15 protein-coding genes are annotated in these 20,296 nt (G+C 63.3%); 4 read left to right on the forward strand and 11 right to left on the reverse strand.

What is annotated here, in order from left to right:
- Positions 1-27 precede the first annotated feature (27 nt).
- The 7 genes from EJ071_RS14895 to EJ071_RS14925 form a co-directional block, all read right to left on the reverse strand.
- On the reverse strand, positions 28-1,134 hold the full coding sequence (locus tag EJ071_RS14895) for an FAD-dependent monooxygenase (protein ID WP_126098530.1): 1,107 nt from the start codon (positions 1,132-1,134) through the stop codon (positions 28-30).
- Entirely contained in the window at positions 1,115-1,531 is a 417-nt protein-coding gene (locus EJ071_RS14900) for a hypothetical protein (protein ID WP_126098531.1), read from the reverse strand. The genes EJ071_RS14895 and EJ071_RS14900 overlap by 20 nt, the downstream gene beginning before the upstream one ends.
- Before the next feature lie 2 nt (positions 1,532-1,533).
- Positions 1,534-4,179: a LodA/GoxA family CTQ-dependent oxidase gene (locus tag EJ071_RS14905; RefSeq protein WP_126098532.1), complete on the reverse strand. Its 2,646-nt coding sequence runs from the start codon at positions 4,177-4,179 to the stop codon at positions 1,534-1,536.
- A 38-nt stretch (positions 4,180-4,217) separates the two neighbouring features.
- Entirely contained in the window at positions 4,218-6,218 is a 2,001-nt protein-coding gene (locus tag EJ071_RS14910) for a tyrosinase family protein (protein WP_126098533.1), read from the reverse strand.
- Complete coding sequence (locus EJ071_RS14915; RefSeq protein ID WP_126098534.1) at positions 6,205-8,328, reverse strand: multicopper oxidase domain-containing protein; 2,124 nt, start codon at positions 8,326-8,328, stop codon at positions 6,205-6,207. The genes EJ071_RS14910 and EJ071_RS14915 overlap by 14 nt, the downstream gene beginning before the upstream one ends.
- Positions 8,329-8,653: 325 nt before the next feature.
- Complete coding sequence (locus EJ071_RS14920) at positions 8,654-12,451, reverse strand: putative Ig domain-containing protein (RefSeq protein WP_348628160.1); 3,798 nt, start codon at positions 12,449-12,451, stop codon at positions 8,654-8,656.
- Positions 12,364-13,446, reverse strand: coding sequence for a putative Ig domain-containing protein (locus tag EJ071_RS14925; protein ID WP_126098536.1), 1,083 nt, complete (start codon positions 13,444-13,446; stop codon positions 12,364-12,366). Before EJ071_RS14925 ends, EJ071_RS14920 begins: the two co-directional genes overlap by 88 nt.
- A 238-nt stretch (positions 13,447-13,684) precedes the next feature.
- Here EJ071_RS14925 and EJ071_RS14930 point away from each other — a divergent pair, with 238 nt between their 5' ends.
- The 4 genes from EJ071_RS14930 (at position 13,685) to EJ071_RS14945 (ending at position 15,921) form a co-directional block, all read left to right on the forward strand.
- On the forward strand, positions 13,685-14,215 hold the full coding sequence (locus EJ071_RS14930) for a tail fiber protein (protein ID WP_126098537.1): 531 nt from the start codon (positions 13,685-13,687) through the stop codon (positions 14,213-14,215).
- A 40-nt stretch (positions 14,216-14,255) separates the two neighbouring features.
- Positions 14,256-14,786, forward strand: a complete 531-nt coding sequence (locus tag EJ071_RS14935) for a tail fiber protein (RefSeq protein WP_126098538.1) — start codon at positions 14,256-14,258, stop codon at positions 14,784-14,786.
- A 62-nt stretch (positions 14,787-14,848) separates the two neighbouring features.
- Entirely contained in the window at positions 14,849-15,382 is a 534-nt protein-coding gene (locus tag EJ071_RS14940; protein ID WP_126098539.1) for a tail fiber protein, read from the forward strand.
- Positions 15,382-15,921 (forward strand): GNAT family N-acetyltransferase, encoded by a 540-nt coding sequence (locus EJ071_RS14945; RefSeq protein ID WP_126098540.1) that lies wholly within the window; start codon positions 15,382-15,384, stop codon positions 15,919-15,921. The genes EJ071_RS14940 and EJ071_RS14945 overlap by 1 nt, the downstream gene beginning before the upstream one ends.
- Before the next feature lie 31 nt (positions 15,922-15,952).
- Here EJ071_RS14945 and EJ071_RS14950 read toward each other — a convergent pair whose 3' ends face one another.
- The 4 genes from EJ071_RS14950 to EJ071_RS14965 all read right to left on the reverse strand — a co-directional run bounded on the left by EJ071_RS14950 (position 15,953) and on the right by EJ071_RS14965 (position 20,289).
- A complete protein-coding gene (locus tag EJ071_RS14950) occupies positions 15,953-16,246 on the reverse strand; it encodes a hypothetical protein (protein ID WP_126098541.1) in 294 nt (97 codons plus the stop codon).
- 200 nt (positions 16,247-16,446) lie between these two features.
- Positions 16,447-17,580: a phosphotransferase gene (locus EJ071_RS14955; RefSeq protein WP_189521479.1), complete on the reverse strand. Its 1,134-nt coding sequence runs from the start codon at positions 17,578-17,580 to the stop codon at positions 16,447-16,449.
- 34 nt (positions 17,581-17,614) lie between these two features.
- Complete coding sequence (locus EJ071_RS39450; RefSeq protein ID WP_126098543.1) at positions 17,615-19,453, reverse strand: tail fiber protein; 1,839 nt, start codon at positions 19,451-19,453, stop codon at positions 17,615-17,617.
- A gap of 11 nt (positions 19,454-19,464) precedes the next feature.
- Positions 19,465-20,289, reverse strand: a complete 825-nt coding sequence (locus EJ071_RS14965; protein WP_189521480.1) for a tail fiber protein — start codon at positions 20,287-20,289, stop codon at positions 19,465-19,467.
- Between the last annotated feature and the right edge of the window lie 7 nt (positions 20,290-20,296).

Raw genomic sequence — 20,296 nt, forward strand, 5'->3', positions numbered from 1 at the left:
TCCTCTTGGCTCGCGATTCGCACGGGCTTAACCTTGGGCAGCGGCCGCCGCAGAGTTTTGGAAATGACGGCCGCGCCGCTGCCAGAAAGCGGCGTCCCATCGCGCGGCGGCGGCGTAGTGGGCAGCAAGCGCCGGGACGTAGTCGACAAAACCCTGCCTGGCGATCATCGCATAGCGTTTGCGTGCCAGTTCGCCGTGTCCATCCAGCATGTCCGACGCGGCATAGGCCGCGAGGATCCCTGAGCGTAGCGCATGAATGATCCCGCGCGAGGACAACGGATCGGCTGCGAACAAGCAGTCGCCCGCCGCGACCCAACGCTCACCCGCGGCCGGATCGATCGTTACGGTTCCCGCCGACTTGACCAACGCCGCGGTTTCACGCGCGCCGGAAGACAAAAGCGGGGCGATAAGCTGTGTCGCCGCCAACGCGCGGTACCAGGATTTCGGATCGCGCATTTCGCTTCCCAGATCCGGGTCGGTCAGGCATGCCACCACCCGGCGTTGATCAGGCAAATCGGCGCTGTACCACCAGCCCTCGGGACGCGCCTCGATGACCATTTGGCAATCACCCGGCGCGCGGTCGAAGAAGCGGGTATAGGCCGCAAGGTGGCTGTGTGCCCGAAGCTTGGCGCCAAAGGATCGCGCCAGTTTCCAACTACGACCAGTCGCCCAGATCACGGCGTCGGCGACAATATCCCCATCGGGCAGCTTGAGGCGCCACCCATAGCCTTCGCGAACCGCCGAGCACACCGGGCTTGCGAAACGCACCTCTGCTCCCGCGGCGTCCGCCGACTTCACCAGCAACCGGTCGAACCGCGACCGGTCGAGCTGGCGGCCGGCACCCTGGGCGGAGAACATGCTATGCCGCTCGTCGGGTGTTTCGCCACTCCATGCCGAAACGACCGCACGGCTCTCCACGAAAGCCTCTGCGACGAACGATGTCCAGACTCCGAGCTGGCGCAGCAGCCCTTGCGCCACCGCCGGCAAGACCTCGCCCGGTTTCGGCCGGTCATGTCGTCCCGCCTCCAGGAGCACGACACGCCTTTGTGGCGCGTGGCGGCGCAATGTCAGCGTCGCAGCCGCGCCCGCCGGTCCCCCGCCGATGACAGCAAAATCAGTCTGCTCGGACGGCATAGAAGGACGCCACCACCCCGGCCGGATTGGTGCTTCCGCCGTCGCCCGAATGCGGGATGGTGCGCACCACCGAGCCGACGATCGCAGGCACTTCCAGCCGGTCGGTGCTGTTTGGCCAGACAGGCACGAGCCAGCCGATATAGTCGTAGATCCATTCCTCGCCGCCGACCACGCCCTTGCCCTGGAAGCGGACCTGCATCGGCGAGCCGTAGCCGAAGCTGCCACGCAGATCGAGCGACCACCTCGGCCCGCCGATGGTCCCTGAAAGCTCGGTCACGGATTGCTCCGCGATGGCCAGCGTACCTTCGCCGAACAAAAGGTCATTGGCCGCCTTGCTAACATCGGGATCGTTGAGAAAGCTGCGATAGGTCCAGTTGCCGACAAAGGGATTGGTCATGGTCACTCTCCCGAATCTTCGACACAGATGTACTTGATGCTGGGCGAGGGCTGATCGAGATCGCCCGCGGGATTGCGCACGACGAAGCCGAGTTTCGACCACTCGGTCACCATCTTGAGGTCGCCGGCGAGTGTCTGCGGGATGCCGCGCGCCCAGTTGCGGAACTGGAAGTCCTTGTCTACGGGGTAATAGACCTGCATCGGCCGGTGTGCCGGCCACCACAACGTCTCCCAAACGCGCCGCTCGCGCTCCAGCAACGTATTGCCGACGCTGTCGGGATAAAGGACGTTCCATTCCTCATAGGTGACGTCGATCGTCTGGGTGGAGCATTCGTTGAAATCGGCCTGCCAAGGTAGTCCGCTGAGCTTCGTCAGGTCTCCCGGCTGCAGCCCGACGTCAAAGTCGCTTCCCAGCGACAGCGGATCCGAGGCATAGGCGATGTAGCCTTCCTCGCTGACGCCTGCGCCCCATCGATTGGCGTTCTCTTGCGCCGCGGTCAGTGCAAAACTGTACCATTCGGGGTCGGCCTTGATCCGGTAAGGCTCGCGCCAGATTGCCGGATTGCGGATGATCCATGTCACCTCGCCGCCCGGGCAGAAAGCGCCGCCAAGCCCGTTCGACAGCACGCCCTGGTCGAGGCCGCGTCCGCCCGGCACGTTCCAGTCCTTGTAGGGTTGCCACGGATCGATCGCGGGAGCGAAGCCGGCATCCACCTCGTCGATGAAGAGGCCGGCCGCCCATTGCCGCAGCAGGAAAAGCTGCGTGTCGGTCAACCGCAGGAACTTGCTCACCGTCTTGTTGGTGATCGGATTGTCGCCGGCCAACAGCGGCATCAGCGGCAGGTGATAGGTGCGCGTCGCCGGGTTGGCGTCGAGCTGGAACAGGTTCTCCTCGCCAGGCTTGCGCAGCAGATCGAACAAATACTGCCGCGCCGGGCGGCCGGGATCGGTGGTGGCCTCCTTGGCCGCGGCGGAAAGTGCGCGGTCCAGCAACTGGCCGGAGCGGTACTCGAACGCCAGCCGGCGCAGCGCTGCTGCGATCGGCTCGTCCGGATCGTTGGTGCGGTCCGGTTCAGCCGGCTCCTGCCGCGAGGACGACCGGGCGAGCGTCAGCATTCGCTTCTTGGGCGGCGCCGCGGCAGCGGCGATGCGCTCGATCACGCGGGTGACCGCCGCATCGAAAGCGTCGCGTGCTTCGGCATAGGCAGTTTCGGCCACTGTGTCGTTATCACCGCAAACCTTTTGCCAGCGCGCGGCATAGGCGCGAGGCGTCTCACCATCGTCAGGCGGGCAGACCGCGGCGGTGAACGCCGCTGCCGCCGCCTTGAGCGTCGCGGCTACATCGGCGACCAAGGCGTCGCTCGCCGCGCCGGGCGCCTGCGTGGCATCGAGCAGCATCAGGCTCGGCTCCACCGCTGCCTCTAACAGGCGCCCGGCGACATGATCCTCCTTGACGCGACCTTCCTTCTGCGCCAGCGCGCGCGGCGCGATGTGTGGCGGGATGCACAGGCGGTAGGGGTCAAACGTGCCCCGGCTCGTCTGGTTGTGCGGAAAGTTCGATTGCTGAAGGATGTTGGCGAAATAGGAGAATTCGTCGGCGCGGAAAATGATCGGCCAGATGTCACGCCAGAACCAGGGACGATAGGCAGCGTTCCATTCCACAGGCCCGGCCTTCCAGTGAAGCAGGGCCGCCGTGTCGGTGGGATCGATCTTCTGCGGCGCATTGAACGTCCCGGCTGTGCCGTACATGTCGGTGCGATAGGCGAATTCGCGGATCGACATGTCTTCGACCACGTCTTCCAGCGTGATCATGTCGAGCACTTCCGGCGCATAACGCGGATAGCCGACCAGCACCCAGGCCGGATATTCGACGTCGATGTAGCGCAGCGCCTGGACGCGCTCCTCCATCATCACCAGCCGCGCCATCACCGGCCCGTCCGAGATGTCGTCGAACCAGCCGTCGCTGTTGGCGTAGGTCTCGATGCGCGGATGGCCGAAGCCGCCAAGGAACGAGCCGCTGTTGCCGTGCCCGCCAAGCACCAGCAGCCTTCCGCTGTCGTCCGTCATCATGTCGCCGAGCGTGTCGATGTCGTGCGGCGCCATTCCGGTCGGCGGGAAGGTGACGGCATAGGCTGGGTTGCTGTCCCGGCCGAAGCTCGCCTTGCGCCGCGCCGTGCAATCCACCGCCTGCGGTCCGGCGTCGATGATCAGCTTCTGCCGTTCGACCGGATCGGTGATGCCGGCGTTGCGCAGCGGCGTGCCGGCGGGATAGCCGGCCTCGCCGCGCAACCCATCGAAAGTGAACCATGCCGCCTTCTTGTTCGCGAGTTGGACGCGCCACTGTATGTCGACCAGCTTGCCACGATTGCCGCCACCCTCGACATGGTCGCCGATCTTCAGCGGAAACCCCTGCGGATTGGCCTCGTCATAGGCGAAGATCTGGAAGCGCGCAGCCTGGCGCTTGATACGGCCCTTGTCGTCCTTGAAGTTTTTTATCGGCGCGTCGCCCTTGGCGGCGTTGCCGTTGGCGTCGCATTCGATCGGCAACTGCGCCGGCTTTTCCGGCGAGATGCAGAAGCCTTCGGGGCTGTCGCCAAGCCTGGCGATGCCGACGGCCGGATGGATGCGATAGACAGTTGGGTCGGCCATTTGTTTCCCCCCGCGTCGACGCCGGCCGCGTCTTTCGTTTAGTCGAGAAAATTGAGCGAGACGCCATCGAGGCGCAGCAGCTCGCGGTCTTCCTCATAGGAGGCGCCGATCACGACGAGACTCACCGTGAGGCTGGTGGCGCCGGCGGCGATCAGTCGGCGGGCTGCGCGCGTGACATCGATGCGGTGGTTGCGCGGTGTGTTCATGCTGCGCTCGCGCAGGTCGAACTTGCGGTTCTCCGCCGGCGGGATATCGCAATGGCCAGGCCCGCCATAACATTCGCCGTGCCCGAAGACCGCGGCGTAGCCGGCATAGCCCGGCAAGTTGAGCGGCGTGCCGGCATCGGCATGGGGCGTGTTGAGGAACACGCGGATGAAGCATGAGCGCGGCAGCTGCGGCACGCGGTGCAGCCGCACCTCGGCCGAGCGGAAGCTCTTTGTTTTGTCAGGCACGGCAATCGGCGCCGAGACGAAACGTCCAACCGGATTGGTCAATCCGACCGGCATCAGGCATCCGCCGCGAACATATTCGTAGCCGAAGCGGTTCATGTCGAGCGTATCGCGCACGGCGTAGCTCCACGGCGTCAGCGCGGAATCGAGATCGGCCGGCAGACCGTCCGGATGATCCTGCTGCCAGCGCCACCAGAGCCGGTCGATATTTGCGTGCACCGGCCAGAAGATCGGATCGTAAGAGGCGGTCAGATTCGAGAACATGTCGCCGAACTGCGGCTCGGAGTAAAGATCGTCGCGCTGGTGGAACTTGCGCCCGGCAACGCGCACCGCGCTGTTGCGGTCGGCGGGAGCGTCGGTGTTGAACGCCGGGTTCATGCCCCCGGTCCAGATATGCATGGTGTTGTGCGGGTTCTGGTCGAGGAAGCCGAAGCTGTCGACATAGAGGCTGCCGCCGCCGAAATCGCGGAAGGTTCGCAACGACAGTATCTCGTCGATGTCCTCCTGCGCTGGGTAATGGTAGTGGATGACGGTGTTGATCGTGCCTTTACCGAACTGGCCGGAATAGCGCAGCGGATACCACAGCGAATTGGCCTCGAGCAGCGCGTCGATCAGTCGTTTGCGGTTCTCGCCTTCCACATATTCCTTGCCGCAGGCATTACTGACCGCGTCGTAGATCTGCGTCGGATTGGCCCACAGCTTGCCGACCAGCGTGTCGATCTTGGCCGGGAAGCCCTGGTCACGCAGGAAACGCGCCGACGCCTCGGTGAGGAAGCCCTTGAACGCATCTGGAAGTATCGCGCCGTTGGCCGGATCTTCCGGCTTGTAGCGGGGCGCGGGAAAGTCCCACCACGGCATGGTCACATCCGGGCAGAAATCCTGCAAGGCCTGTTCGAACTCATAAAGATAAACGCGATGCCACGGCAGGAACCGTTCCCAGCCATGCTGGCAGTGGTTCTGGTGGATCAAGGCCAGATTGTTATAGGAGCGCTTGTCGCCAACCCATTTGTTGAGCCTGTAGAGCTCGCGAAATGCGAAGCGCAGCCGCTCCTTTTGCGGCTCGCTCAGCACATCGACATCCATTCGCTGCCGCAATTCACCCTTGGCGTAGCGCCACGCCGCCGGATCGGACGCCGGGCCGAAAACAGGGCCGGCAAGCCCCTTCACCTCGACGCGAGCCTCGCTTGCCACGCTCACCTCACCGGCGAGTGCAACCGAGTCGAGCAGTTCCCCGGGACAGCCTTCTTCGATCCAGGTTTCGATCCGGTCGATATCCTCGTCGGCGACCGGCGAACCGCCCCAGGGCAGGCGGGGGAACTGCCTGCCGTCGAACGGCGGCAGGCCGCGCAAGCCGCGGATCAGCGCCGAACGCGCGCCGCGCCCCTTGGCATCGCTCTTGCCGCAGCAGGTGGTGGTGAGTGGTGCGACCAGCGGCATGCCGTGCAACTGGAGCGAAAGAAACTCCGGCAGAGTTAGCCCGGTCAGTCTGCCGGGTCCCTCGGCGCCGCCGGCGGCGGCGAGGATCGCTTCCACGTCACTCCAGGTGAATGGCCTGGCGGACTCTGGTTGCCTCGCTTCATTTGTGGCCATCGTGACCACCCATCTCCATCTGCGCATCCATCTGCATCAGCATTGCGCTGCCTTGCGAGGGAGCACTCACCTGGTCAGGCAGCACCACGGCAACGTTCTGCATCATGCCCTGATCCTCGTGGTCGAGGATGTGGCAGTGGAGCACATATTCGCCGATGTAGCGCTCGTAGCGGGTGCGCAGCGTGATCGTGTAGATGCCGGAGAAGCCTGCCGGCAGCGATTGCGGAATCAGGCTCTTGATCCACAGCGTATCCTTCCAGACGCCCTTCAGCCCGGGATATTGCGGATCGTATGGCGCGCCGCCGGCATCGTCGATCGCGCCCGGGGCGCTGACGTCCTTGCCGTTGGGATCGACGATCGAGACGATCTGGAACGGATTGACGTGGATGTGGAACGGATGGCTCACGAAATGCGACTGCAGCGTCCATTCCTGCGCCTTGCCAAGCGGCAACGCGCGATCGATGCGGGTAGGGTCGTAAGGCTTTACGCTGGCGGTATCGAGCGTGTTGCCGACTTCGAACTTTACGTCCGGCCCCGTCGTGTCGATGAAGAAGGTCAGCTCCTGCGTGCCGTTGCCCTTTACCTCGTCGTCGGTAACGTCGGGATGCGGCGTGAAGCTCGTCAATTTCGTCCCCGCCTTGAGGTCGGCCACCACCGTCGCTTTGACATCCGCCGGCATGTTGGTCTCTGCCAGCGCGACCAGCTTGTGGTTAATGTAGCTTTCGACGTTGTCGACCGGTGTTCCGGGCGTGACGTCGACCAGGCCAAGCAACTGTGGGCCAACGTCCAGTCCATTGACCACGCCCGACTTCGGCGCCGAGGAATCAATCACGCAGTAGCGTCCGGCTTGCGGGAACGCGACCAGCGCATCGAAGCGATAGCCGGGCTGGAAGGTTGCAAGCTTGGTCATCTGCCCCGAGGCCATCGTCAGGCCGTCGGCCGCGACCAGCATGTAGGGCACGGGCGTGGTATCGCATGTATCCTTGATGAAGGCCGCGGTGGCGTCGGCCCTGAGCAGCGTCTTCGCGCCTGGCTTCAGCTTGCCGTCGAGCACCTTGAAGAACTGCAGGCTGATCGTGTCGCGCACGCCGGCATGGATCATGCGCCAGCGCTCGATCTGGCCCTGCGTCGCCTTCATCGGATCGTTTGGATTGAACACCTTGCCATTGAGCGATGTATATCGTCCCGATGCCGGCCATGTGCCGGGGCCGAACTGGTCGTAACCCTCAATGCCGCCGACATCGCCCGGATCGCAGATATAGCGTCCGTTGATGTCCTGCTTGATCGGGCCGAGCTCACCCGGCTTGGCTGCCGGCGCGCGGCAGGCATACTGGATCTGCTGCATCACCAGCACGCGCTCGGGGATCGCCAAGGTCGGGATCAACGTATCGATGTCGCCATGCGCGGAGGGCGTTGGGGGACGGTTGCCGCGAATGATCAGCGCGCCCGCCATGCCGCTCGACACCTGCAGCGCGGTCGAGCCATGGCGATGCGTGTGGTACCAGAAGGTGCCGGAGGGATGATCCGACGGGATGTTGTATTCGTAAGTGAACTTCGTCTGCGGATTGATCGACAAGAGCACGTTGTCGCTGTTGCCCGACGGACTTACCCATAGCCCATGCGTATGGAGGTTGGTGCCGTTGAAGCAATGCGGGATGTCGGGCATTTGAGCGCCAGGCATGCATCCTGGGTCGCCGGGCTGCGGTCCCGCCGGCAACTGGTTGTCGAGGGTGATGCGCACGGTATCGCCGGGAATTGCCTCGATCGTGGGCGAGACATAAGGCGCATTGGGGTCGACGCCCTTGCCGGTGTAGCCGCGCAGATGGACCTTGTCGTATCCGCCGGTGGACGGATTGTAGATCTGGTTATCGATATAGTCGATCTTGAGATTGAGCAGGCGGTCGCCGCGCACCGGCGCTGTGTTGCCGGGCAACGGCGCGGCCGGCGCCAGCTCTTTCAGCATCGGCTTGGCGATTGGCGCGCGCTCGTCCTGCAGCATTGGTGGATTGATGATCTCGGCCGCCGCGGGCAGCACCGCGATTGGCCCCAGGCTGCCGACGAAGACACCCGCGAAAAACCGAGCGCACGCCACCGATCCTCCACGCAACATGGGGGCCTCCTCAATTGTCTCTAGTTGCCGCTTAAAACATATTGCCCGCGATCTGGAGGTCTGTCTAGCACTGGAGACTGTAGATTCGAAAATTTTACTTCACCGAAACCTTCATCTGAATCTTGCTTGCCAGTTTATATGAGCTGATCATCATATAATTTTCAATTTCGTTCTATTTGTAACAAGTTTAAAGGCGGCGGCCGGCTCGCGGGACCATCGCGACCACTGCCTGCGATCGGCAGCAAATATTGGCTTCGGCTCCCATCGCGACGCTGTGCCAACCGGACGAAAACAGGGCGCGACCTGTTGCGGGGCAAGCCGAAGATCAGAACTTCTTGCCCAGGTTGACCAGGAAACCGTTGTCGCTATCGCCATCGCTGCCGAACAGGCCGCGGTATTCCAGGCGCAGGGCAAAATCCTGCGTCGTTTGCACATTGACGCCGAGGCCGAGCATGAAGCGGTCCCGTCCCATCCCGTCAATGGAGGTGCGATAGAAGGGCCCGCCGAACATATCGGCGTAGTTCATGGTGATCTCGCTGTCGCCCTGGAAGTCGTGCTGATACTCCAGCCTGAGCTGCGGCGAAACCACCCCGAAACTGACCGGGTATTTGTAGTTGAGGGTGAGTCCGAGGTTGCCGGTCGTGGTGCTGATATCCTGCTCGCCATAATGCAAGGCCGAGGCTGGATCGCCGTCTTCGGTAAAGGCATCGAGCGTCGCGCGCGCCACGTCGAGACGCGCGTAAGGCGAAATCAGCCAGTTTTCAACTCGATACTTGCCGCCCGCCGATACCGAGGCGAACCATTGGCCGCCGTCCCGCTCGCCAGTGACGAAGCCGCCGCCTGATGTCAGGTAGCGCTGCGAATCGAACGACAGCCACTGGTAGCCAGCCAGCCCGTCGATGAAGAAGGTCTGGCCCGGATGATAGCTGGCATAGACGCCGGCGGTATAGCTCTTGCCGGTGCTGCGGCTGCCATTGTCGCCGATGTCGCTGTCGTCGCGGCCATAGCCGACGCCGACGCCCAGGGCGAGATCACGGGTGAAGCGATAGTCGACGCCGGCACTGAGACCGGTGGTCTGGAATTTGAAGCCATCGGCGCCGTCGCGGTCGCCGATGTTGATCGAACCGCCCGTCCAGATCGTCACCTTGCTGTGGCCGAAGCTGCCGGAGCCGAAGCTGCCGGGCGTGCCTGCGGTCGTGTTGTCGTCCAGGTAGGATTTGAAGGGCCAGTTCTGGTCAGTCGCCTGATTGCGCCCGCAGGATTCGCCTTGCGGAACCAGATCGCTCTCGCCGCAAGTGCTGTCGAAGGAAAGCACGATGCCCTGGACGAAGGCCAGGCTGTCGGTGGGTCCCTGGCCATCGTCGCTATCGTGCAGGCCTTCCAGACGCTGCTGGAAATTGCCGATCTGCGAGGTGGCGAAGCGGCGCGTCGCCGCGGTCTGGGCGTTGAGGATGCCCATCACCTCGCTGTCGAGCGTCGGGTCAGGACGCTCCACGACCTCGATCGTGATCGCTGTCACCGCCGATGTCGCATAGGCGTTGCTCAAGGTGAAGGTCACCGTGGCGGTGCCGTGGAACGTTGCCGTCGGGGTGAAGGTCATCTGGTACCCGTTGAGCGACGTCGTGCCGGACGAAGGCGGCGGCACTGAAACCAGGCTGGCGCTCGTGAACGGACCGCCGCTGGCGTCCTTGGTCAGGTCGACCACCACGGGCTTGCCAGATACCGTCGTGACATGCTGCGCAACCGGAACCGGATGTGGCCTGACGTTGACCGTGACCGTGGCCGGCGTCGAGGTTCCGCCCGGTCCGGTCGCCGTGTATTGCAGAGTATCCGATCCGACGAAGGAAGCCGCCGGCGTGTAGGAGATGGCGGTGCCGCTGACCGTCGCGTTGCCGTGTGCCGGTGCGGTTGAGACCGCTATGGAGGTGATATCGCCGGTGTCGTTGTCCGTGACGTCGATCGTCACCGCCTGTCCGTCAAGCGTCTCGACCGTATCCGGGTTGGCGACCGGCGGGTTGCTTCCAATCACCAGCGTGTAGCTCGTCGTGCCGGTGAAACCGAAATTGTCGGTCGCCGTGACGGTGATGGGGAACGAGCCGACAACGGTGGGGGCGCCCGAGATCGTGCCTGTGGACGACAGCGCTATTCCAGGCGGCAGCGCGCCGCCTGTCAGCGCAAAGCTGTAAGGGCTGGTGCCGCCACTGGCGGTGAGCGCCTGACTGTAGGCGACGCCGTATTGGGCGGCTGGCAGGGTGGCCGGGGCCAGCGTGATGGTCGGCGCCGCGATCGTCAGCGTGTATGCGACGGACCCGGTCGCCGGCGTGCCGCCGGTGCTGTCCGTCGCGGTGACGGTGAAGTTGAAGGTGCCGCTTGCGGTCGGCGTGCCCGACAACGTTCCCCCCGAAGAGAGCGTCAGCCCGGCCGGCAACGCACCTGCCGTAACCGCAAAACTATACGGCGCGTTGCCGCCGCTTGCCGTCAGGGGTTGGTTGTATGCGGTTCCGGCAGTGCCTCCCGGAAGGCTGCTGGGCGCCACGGTCAGGCTCGGCAGGCCAACCGTCAGGTTGTATATGCGCGATCCGGTCTGGCCGTGAGCGTCGGTAGCTGCGACCGTGAACGAAAAATTGCCGGACTGCGTGGGTGTACCTGTGAGTTCTCCGGCGGTGGTCAACGACATCCCGGCTGGCAGCGCGCCAGCCGTCGTCGCGTAGGTATAAGGCGCAATGCCTCCGGATGCGGTGATTGTGTTCGAATAGGCTGTAGCTGCCGTCGCGTTCGGCAGCGTTGCCGGGTCGACGACAATGGTGGCCGTCGCGACCTGCGCCGTGTAGCTGACGGAGAGCGAGAACGGCGCGCCGGTACCGGTGCTGCTATCCGTTGCCTTCACGGTGAAACTATAGGATCCGGGCGTGGTGGCGGTTCCCGAAAGCAGTCCGTTTGCGTCAAACGACAGGCCGGGGGGAAGCGTGCCTGCCGAAACGATATAGGCATAAGGCACTGTGCCGCCGGATGCGGAGAACTGCTGGCTGAACGTCGCGCCGTAGGGCACGACGAACGTCCCCGCCGGCGGCGTCATGGCAAGTCCCGGTGCGCCGACGGAAAGCGTGAAGTTCTGCGATATCGCGACCGGGCCGTTGCTGCTGTCGGCGCCAGAGACTGTAAGGGTAAAGCTGCCCGCCGTGGTTGGCGTTCCCGAAACGGTTACGCTATTGGACGTTGTGCCGGTGACGGAAAGTCCCGCCGGCAAGCCGGTTACCCCCAGCGTATATGGCGCCGCGCCGCCCGATGCTGTGAAGGTTTGCGTGTAGGCGACGCCAACCTGCGCTGTCAAGGACGCGGATGCAGCGACGGTAATCGTCGGATCGCTGACCGTGACGGTGACTGTCGCTGGAGCGGAAGTGCCTGCCGAATTGGTCGCTGTGTAAGTGAAAGAGTCCGTGCCGTGGAAGCCGGCGTTGGGCTGATAGGTTATCGATAGGCCACCGGCCGTGGCGGTGCCATTGGTCGCCTGGGTCGCGACGGCGACAGAGTTCGGCGTTCCCCCTGTGACGTTGAGCGTGATCGAATTGGTGCCGCTGCTATAGGCAACCGTGGCCGACACTGCGTTGGCAATCGGCGGGATGTTCGTGACTGCGAGCGAATAGGACTGATTGGCCGTGTACGGTCCGGTGCCGCCGCTGCTGTCAGTTGCCGTCACCGTGAAATTGAAATTGCCGGCGGCGCTGGGTGCGCCTGACAATGTGCCCGCCGACGACAGCGTCACACCCGGCGGAAGTGCCCCGCCTGTAACGGCATATGTGTAAGGCGCGGTGCCTCCGGTGGCCGGATTGAGTGTCGCCGAATAAGCCTGGCCCATCGTGGCGTCCGCCAGCGTCGTGGCCGGCAGCGTGATGGTCGGCGCGGCGACCGTCAGTGAGTAGGCTTGGGTGCCGTTGAATGGCCCGGGCGCGCCGCTGGCATCCGTGGCCATGACCGTGAAGTTGAACGTTCCGCCTGCCGTCGGCGTGCCGGAAAGCGTGCCAGTCGAAGACAGCGTCAGCCCGGCGGGAAGCGAGCCCGCGCTGACGGTGAATGTGTAGGGGACGTGCCGCCGCTGGCGGTGATGGTCGTGGCGTAGGCCGATCCGACAGCCGCGCCGCCGGGCAGGGTGGTGGGGGCGACGACGACGGTCGGCGCGGCATCGATGACGACGGTGACGCTCTGCGCGATGAACCAGACGCCGCCGGTCGAGATCGTCGTGCTGTCCTGAGACCTTATGGTGAAAGTGAAGCTGCCCTGGGTCGTCGGCGTGCCGGAAAGCAGCCCGCTGGAGGACAGTGTCAGTCCGCCCGGCAGGTTCCCACTCTCGAGACTATAGGTATAAGGCGCGGTGCCGCCGTTCGTGCTGAATTGCTGATTGTACGCAAAGCCCACGGCGCCGTCGGGCGGGTTGGTCGGCGAAACAACCAATGTCGGCCCGGGGACAGTGAAGCTGTAGCTTTTGTCAGCCGTCAGTTGCGTTCCGGACGTGGAATCCGTCACATGCACGGTGTAATTGTAGGGTCCCGAACCTGTCGGTGTGCCGGAGATCCTGCCGTCTGACGCAAGGCTAAGGCCCGGGGGCAAGCTGCCGCCGCCTGGAGAATAGGTATAGGGCGCCACGCCACCGGTAGAGGACAATGTCTGGTCGTAGAAAACGCCGATCGCCGGCGTCGGCAGGGTTGCGGGGCTGACGCTGATGGGCGAGGTGGCCGGAGTGATGGTCACATTGACGGTGACGACACCCGCGGAGGCATCTTCAAAAGTGAAGCTGTCCGTTGTGGCGCCGTCGCCGTTGTTGACGTAGGTCAGCAGCCCGGCAGCCGCATTGTCGATTGTGACATGGCCGTGTGCCGGTTGCACCACGTCGCTTTGCGGGTTCGTTCCGAAAGGATCGCAAGACGACGCGTCGATCTGATAAGAGCCGCCAGATGCCACGGTTATCGAGATCGGGGTGGGGCAGCCCACCGATGTCGCGGCCTGGGTCTCGGATGGCGCCAAAGCGGCAAGGCCGACCAACGCCAGCATGCCAAGCCAAAGCACGAACCTGCTCGCCAGCGTAGCGGAACGCACGACGCGATACTTCGAATTCCACTGCAATGCATGCCCCCACGCTATCGATTTGGTACGTTTTAGTACCGAAGCGAAGAATTCCGCCCGATCAAATGTTTAGCTGCCTACGCAATGCCTTCCTGCGTTCCCTGCAGGATTCGTGGATCAAGTAAATCACGAAGTCTTCATCATGTCCATCTTGGGTAGAAAAACACTCTTGCAGAATCCATGAATTATGAGCAATGTTGAATTTAAGGATAACTGTTGAATATATTAGGGGGAGCTAATGGCCGAAGTTTTCCTCGGGCAGATCATGATGACGGGTTTCGCGTTCCCGCCAAAGGGCTTCGCCTTTTGCAGCGGATCGCTCCTGGCGATCGCCCAGAACCAGGCGCTGTTTTCGCTTCTTGGCACGACCTATGGCGGCAATGGCACCACGAATTTCGCCTTGCCCAACCTGCAGAGCCGCACGCCGGTTGGCTTTGGCGCATCGGTCGATCCGGCCTGGCAGCCGTCACCCTATGAGTTGGGGGAGACAGGCGGGGCTGAAAATATCACGCTGCTGCCCCAGCAACTGCCGTCGCACAACCATGTGGGCAACGCAACCACTGGAGCGGGCGCAGGGCGCAGTCCAAACAATGCGCTTTATGGCGCAACCGCAAATGCCATCTATGCCGCACCGAATGGCCGCGTGGTCACCTTGGCGGCTGCGACCGTGACCTATGTCGGTGCCAACCAGCCGCACCCGAACATACAGCCCTACCAGACCATCAACTACAATATCGCGATGAGCGGGATATACCCGTCACGCTCGTGACAAACGCCAGCCAGCACCAAACCTGCACGGAGATCCATCGATGAGTGAGCCTTATGTCGGAGAAATCCGCATGTTCGGTTTTCCGCGCCTGCCGGTCGGTTGGCTGCCTTGCGACGGATCGCTATATGCCATCTCCCAGTATGAGGCGTTGTTTACGCTGATCGGCACCACTTACGGCGGCGACGGCCAAGTGACTTTCGCCACGCCACAGCTTTCGGGGCGCGTGCCGGTCCATCAGGGGGCGGGATCCGGCCTTTCGCGCTACGTCATAGGCCAGATGGCAGGAAGCGAGTCGGTCACTCTGCTGCCCGCGCAGATGCCGCAGCACAATCACTCGATGACCGCGACTCCATCAAGCGCCGGTGCCAAGTCGGTCAATGCGACGGTCGAACTCGGTGCGATTGCAAGCGACACGATGTACGTGACCGATATTACCGGCGCGACAGCTTTCACCACCGCTCCACAATCGACGCAGCCCATCGGCGGGAATTCGCCTCACGACAACACGATGCCGACCTTGACGGTGCAGTTCTGCATTGCCTGGGCCGGAATCTTCCCATCGCAAGGCTGAAGCCACGCGCTCGGAGTTGTTTAACGGAACCGGTTCGCCATCAAGATCGCAGGAACATCCCAATGACCACGCCATTCCTCGGTGAGATACAGGTTTTCGGTTTCAACTTTGCGCCCCGGGGATGGGCGTTCTGCAGCGGATCGCTTGTTCCGATCCAGCAGTATTCGGCGCTGTTCGCGCTGCTGGGCGTCAACTATGGCGGCAATGGCACGACCAATTTTCAGTTGCCCAATTTTGCCGGTCGCGCCGGCTGCAGCCAGGGCCAGGGTCCGGGTCTCACGCCCCGCACCATCGGCGAGACGTTCGGCGAAAACAGTGAGACGCTGACGCTGGCCGAAATGCCGGCGCACATGCACCAGTTCACAATATACAACCAGCCGGATGTGGCCAAGAAAGCCGCCTCGCCCTCTGCCGGCAATTCATTGACGTCGCCAACGGACACCAGTGCGTTCGTTGCAGGCGCGCAGCCGAACGCACAATTCCCGGCCAACATGATCGGCTTTACCGGGGGCAGCCAGCCGCATGAGAACCGACAGCCCTACCTTGCTCTGAACTACTGCGTTGCGCTTCAGGGTGTCTTTCCGTCCTTCGGGTGATGGCGCTTATCGAGGCAGGACAACTGCCGGAATTTCCATCTGGGGAGAACTCCCGCCTCGCTCTACCGCGCGGCTCATCCCGGGGCGCCACGCTCGAGGACATTCCCTTCCTGCGTCGTCTCTACTGGTCCTTCCGCATGGAGGAAATGGAGCCGGTGCCTTGGCCGCAGGAGCTGAAGTGGGCGTTTATCGATCAGCAATTCGACCTGCAGCACCGCCACTATGTGGCGACATTCTCAAGCGCCGATTTCCTGATACTGCTGGACGGAAGCGAGCCGATAGGACGGCTCTACGTCGATTCCAGCATGGAGCGCTGGCATGTCATCGATATTGGCTTGTTGCCGCAACGGCGCAATCGCGGCAAGGGAGTGGCCACGCTGAAAGCCATTCAGCGCCAGGCGAAAGCCTGTTCGGCGTCCGGCATAATGCTGCATGTGGAGCGGCGCAACATTCGTGCGCAGGCGCTTTATCGCAGTCTTCATTTTCGCGAAGCCGAAGCCAGCGATACCCATATCCAGATGCAGTGGTCGACGCGCTGATTTTTCTGCCGCGATCGGCAAGACCTGCTCCTCAGTTGAAGATCGCCTGATAAACGATCCCCTCTTTGTCCCTGGCGACTGGGACAAGAAATATCTCCAATTTGCCCAGCGTCGCATTCTTCAACTTGTAGAGCTTTTGCGGCAGCACGATCTGCGAGCCGCTTCGGAACATCAGCGAAAAGGGCGATCGCCGCATTCCGGGAAAACCGTTTTCCGGCAGGGGACGTGCCTCCGACAGTGTCAAAGACACCGAACTCTCGCCCAGGTCGATATCGAACGCGCTGCCGACGCACCCCGTGAAATGACCCAGCGTTACAATTTCCATAGCCCTTCCGCACTCCTCAGATCACAAGCAGGCACGGCCCGGCGCCTCGTCCTGAACACCTTCTCGAACAGCGCGCGCCTCACCCCCTTGATATCGCATTTTCGGGAAGCCGCGGCCACGGGATTTCGGCAACCCGAGCGCTCTGCAAAGTACGAAATGAAACCCGGCTTCTTGATCGCGCTGAGTGGGCATGAGCGTCCTCACCCATGTCGAGCTGATTTGGCTAAAGAATGGAGCTTGTGGACGTTTTGCGCGGCTGGCGCCGCACGGTAGCGAGTGACGATCGAGCGGATGACGGCGAAAGGCCGGAATGGCCGCAGGACCAGGGTCAGCCGGTCCAGAATCCGGTTGATGTCGTCCTGGACGGAACCGCGCAGCGTTCGCCGATGCCCCGTCGCCGCCAGATTGCCGAGCAGCGTCAGCGCGGCATAGATCAGACAGGCGGCCAGCGTCTCTTCCCATTCTTCGTCGGCCAATCGCAGCCCATAATCGCGATCCATCAGGACGCGGTGCTGTTCCGCAAAGGCCAGGGGCATGTTCGGAGACGCCAACAGATATTCGCCGGTTTCGGTATTGGTTTCGAACTTGCCCAACAGCGTCTTGGTCAATTCGTAGAACGGCGGCGCATAATGGCTGTATTCGAAATCCAGAAGATAGGTCTCCGTGCCGATCTCAAAGGTCTGCCGCGCATTGCCGAGATCGTCGTGGATCAGGGCCCGACGGCCCGGATAATTCTCGACCAGCGCCACCACGGCGTCGAACTCCCGCTCCAGCGTCCGCCGGACTGCCGGCGTTTCCCAGGGGGAAACCATCGAGGCCAGCCCGGCACGGCCGTCGGCGGCCCGTTCAGCTTCCCGCATCACTCCGTGATAGCGCCCGTCCGTCGCAACCGGGCCGAGCCCGGCTTGCCGCCGCAGCTCCAGATACGTCGTTTCCTGGTCGAGGGTGCGGCCGTGCAGGCGCGCCATGGCACGGGCAAGGCGCGGGACCAGCTCGGCGAAACTGCGCGCCACTGGATTTCCGATCGGGCCCAGATCCTCGAGCAGCAGCAATCCGGCCGGATCGAAGCCCAGCAGCGCCGGCTTCAGCCCCGACTCGGCGCCGATGCCGGCGAGGAAGCGGTGAACGACCTGTTCCTCGCGGAATTCGGGAGCGTCGGGCACTGCACCGGGCACGAATCTCTCCGCCGGAACATGCTTGATAATCACCGATCCCGGATTGCCGGAAGGCCTACGCAGAAATAGGCGGCTGACACAGGCAGCCCGCCGGCTGAGCGGCTGCCGATGCGCGATGCGGGTGCCGGAACCGAAGACGGCGACCAGAAGTTCAGTCAAAGCCCCCTCCAGGGATGCCGACCAGATCATCGGTTCAGACACCGGTGCGCATGATGTAGCACAGGCTGAACCACGTCGGCCGCATCCCGCCGCTCTGGGGCGCCGTGACAGCCGCTTGCGAGTAGTCCAGGGTCACCCCATGGGAGTGGGTGCCGTTCGACTGGAAGATGTTGTTCGGTTCGGGCATGTTCGGGTCGCCGAGGGTGCCGCCGGTATCGATCGACGCGCGATAGCTGCCGGTGGTGCACATGACAGCGTACCAATCGGAGGGCACCCCGTGAGTATGCGCGCCGTCTGACGTTGTGTTCGCCGCGGCCGATGGCATTTGCGACATCGTATGAGTGTGCGTCGGGCTGCCAGTGTCCCCGACCGCCACGGAACCGGAAGCCGTCCCGATGACGAACCGATCCTGCAGGTCGGGCAGACAAAAGGTGGTGACGCCATCGCCGCCGAATGTCTTCCCGATGACGAAATATAACTGCGGATTGTCGGCGACAGACAGGCTGCTGCCATCGCAGACGGCATAGCCGGCCGGCACGCTGTCGAGCGAACCGGACCACGGCACCACGGCGCCCAACGGCAACAACTGGCCCAGCAGCGCCGATGCCGACTGCGGCGCCTGAGCCGTCACCGTGGCTTGGCTGGTGGCGATCGCGTTCAGATACGTATCATAGGCCGTCAGCACGAAGCTGGTGGTCCGCCATACCGGCACCTGCACGTTCTCCCCGCTGGGGGGCACCATGCCCAGTCCGGAAACCTCCACCATCGTGGCGTTCTCGACGGTCCAGTTCAAGCTCACCGTCTGCGGTCCGCTATCGGGCGATACGGTCACCGTGTCGGTGCTCAGCGTCAGTGGGCCGCTGATCGTCATGGTCTCATAGACCTTGTCGAGCACGAGCGTCGTACTCCCGTCGGCATAGCCGGGAATATTGACGAACTGGATATATGCGAGCGTTGGGGTCGCGGCGAACTCGGTGACGATGTTGGTGAGCTCGAACGTAGCCACCGCTTGGACGCCGGTGCCCAGGATCTGGTTGTTGGTTCCCGCGATGGGTTGCAGGGACCAGACCGGCCCTGCCGACCCGGCAAGCTGCGTTGCGGTCCACAGCGTGTTTCCCGTCCCCAGCCCAACCGAGATTTGGCTGCCGTCGTCCGGAGTCGTCAGGGCGAAATAGCCCGGCGGGGCCGATCCATAGACGAAGGTGATGTTGACGCTGGGCGGATCAACTCCCCAGTCGACGCCGTCCGGCACCAGAGGCTGTTGGGTCTTGTTCGACAGTATCAGCTCCAGGCTGTTCTGGATGGGGTATTGCGGATTGCGGCTGATGCCGATCGTCGCGTCGTTTGTCGTGCCCGGCAGCGAAAGGCTAATCCCTACGGCGTCGGTGACATTCAATCCGCCTGCAGGATTCGCGACATTGACTGGGCAGGTCACGGAGAAATTCTCCGCTCCCGGCAGGTTGTAGATGTCGATGGCGACCTGGCAGAGACTGACGGCCGTGGTCGGGGTGAGCCCGGCCACGGTGACGTTCAGCGAAGCGCCCGCGTCCCAATCCGTGTTGTCGTTGGGTGAAATCGCCCATCCCGGGTAAGGGGCGTCGGCGAAAAACTTCGCGGTCCATCCCGTAGCCGTAACCGACAGATCTCCGCACGGCGCCGACTCCTCGTTGGCGAACAGAGCGTTGAAGAAGAGAAGCAGCGTGAAACCGCTGCCGGTGACCGGGTCGGCGGGGGTGCCGCCCGGCAGCGTGATCGTCGCACCGGTCTGGTTGACGGCCTGGACGGTCACCGTGTTGTCCTGCCCGACATAGACCGTGTTGGAGTTTTTTGGATTGACGATTGAGAACGAGACGCTGCTTTGGCTGGCGGCCATGGTCGGCTTCCTCAGGTCTTGATGATGTAGCAAATCGCAAACCAGGGCGGCTGGATGCCGTCGCTCGTGCCGTCGCTGGTGAAGGCATCAAATGACAGGTTGACCGAGTGAGAGTGCCCGGCCGGATTGTCGTTCTGCGTCGGCGACCCGGCCACGCTGAAGCTCTGAACGCCGATAGAGGTGTATTTTCCCGAGCTGTAGGCCGCCTGATACCATGTATTCGGCAACTCATGCGTATGGGGGGCGCTGGTGTCGGTCTGGAAATCGCCGCTGAATGCCGGAATCGGGTGTGTGTGGGTATCGGCCGGACCGCAGGTCTGCGCGGCCTCGGTCGATTGCCCTGTCGCACCCATGACGAAACTGCCGACCAGGTTCGGGACGCCGAACGTCGTCGTTCCGGTGCCGCCGTAGCTTGAGCCCAGCACCTTCGCCAGGGCGGGGTAGTTGCTGGATTGATAGACGGTGCCGTCGCAAGGCAGCCAGCCGGCGGGCAGCGCGTCGGCATTGCCTGCCCAGGCGACGATGGTGCCCGCCGGAACCATCCGCGTGGTCGAGTCGGGCGTCACCGTGATCGTGGTGGTCGCCGTCTCGACCTGGTTCGTCGCCGAGGCGAAGACGGTGAGCTCGAACACGGTGGTCTCTGTGACGGTGACGATGGTCCCGGTCGAGGTCAGCGGGACCACCCCGACGCCGGACAGCAGCGCCGCCGTGCAGCCTGCCGCCGTCTGCCATTGCAGGGTAACCTCGGCCGGTGTCACCAGATCGGTCGGGTTGCAGTTGGCCACGCAAGTGAACTGCGTGATCAGGGACGAGTCGTTGGCGGTATCCGCAGGCATGGTCATC

It is taken from the genome of Mesorhizobium sp. M1B.F.Ca.ET.045.04.1.1, assembly GCF_003952465.1.
Classification (GTDB): domain Bacteria; phylum Pseudomonadota; class Alphaproteobacteria; order Rhizobiales; family Rhizobiaceae; genus Mesorhizobium; species Mesorhizobium shonense.

What these genes read in the sequence shown, in the direction of transcription:
- EJ071_RS14930 (WP_126098537.1), top strand. Translation starts at nt 13,685, where the DNA reads ATGGCCGAAGTTTTCCTCGGGCAGATCATGATGACGGGTTTCGCGTTC.
- EJ071_RS14915 (WP_126098534.1), bottom strand. Translation starts at nt 8,328, where the DNA reads ATGTTGCGTGGAGGATCGGTGGCGTGCGCTCGGTTTTTCGCGGGTGTC.
- EJ071_RS14965 (WP_189521480.1), bottom strand. Translation starts at nt 20,289, where the DNA reads ATGCCTGCGGATACCGCCAACGACTCGTCCCTGATCACGCAGTTCACT.
- EJ071_RS14910 (WP_126098533.1), bottom strand. Translation starts at nt 6,218, where the DNA reads ATGGCCACAAATGAAGCGAGGCAACCAGAGTCCGCCAGGCCATTCACC.
- EJ071_RS14940 (WP_126098539.1), top strand. Translation starts at nt 14,849, where the DNA reads ATGACCACGCCATTCCTCGGTGAGATACAGGTTTTCGGTTTCAACTTT.
- EJ071_RS14945 (WP_126098540.1), top strand. Translation starts at nt 15,382, where the DNA reads ATGGCGCTTATCGAGGCAGGACAACTGCCGGAATTTCCATCTGGGGAG.
- EJ071_RS14895 (WP_126098530.1), bottom strand. Translation starts at nt 1,134, where the DNA reads ATGCCGTCCGAGCAGACTGATTTTGCTGTCATCGGCGGGGGACCGGCG.
- EJ071_RS14900 (WP_126098531.1), bottom strand. Translation starts at nt 1,531, where the DNA reads ATGACCAATCCCTTTGTCGGCAACTGGACCTATCGCAGCTTTCTCAAC.
- EJ071_RS14935 (WP_126098538.1), top strand. Translation starts at nt 14,256, where the DNA reads ATGAGTGAGCCTTATGTCGGAGAAATCCGCATGTTCGGTTTTCCGCGC.
- EJ071_RS14950 (WP_126098541.1), bottom strand. Translation starts at nt 16,246, where the DNA reads ATGGAAATTGTAACGCTGGGTCATTTCACGGGGTGCGTCGGCAGCGCG.
- EJ071_RS39450 (WP_126098543.1), bottom strand. Translation starts at nt 19,453, where the DNA reads ATGGCCGCCAGCCAAAGCAGCGTCTCGTTCTCAATCGTCAATCCAAAA.
- EJ071_RS14905 (WP_126098532.1), bottom strand. Translation starts at nt 4,179, where the DNA reads ATGGCCGACCCAACTGTCTATCGCATCCATCCGGCCGTCGGCATCGCC.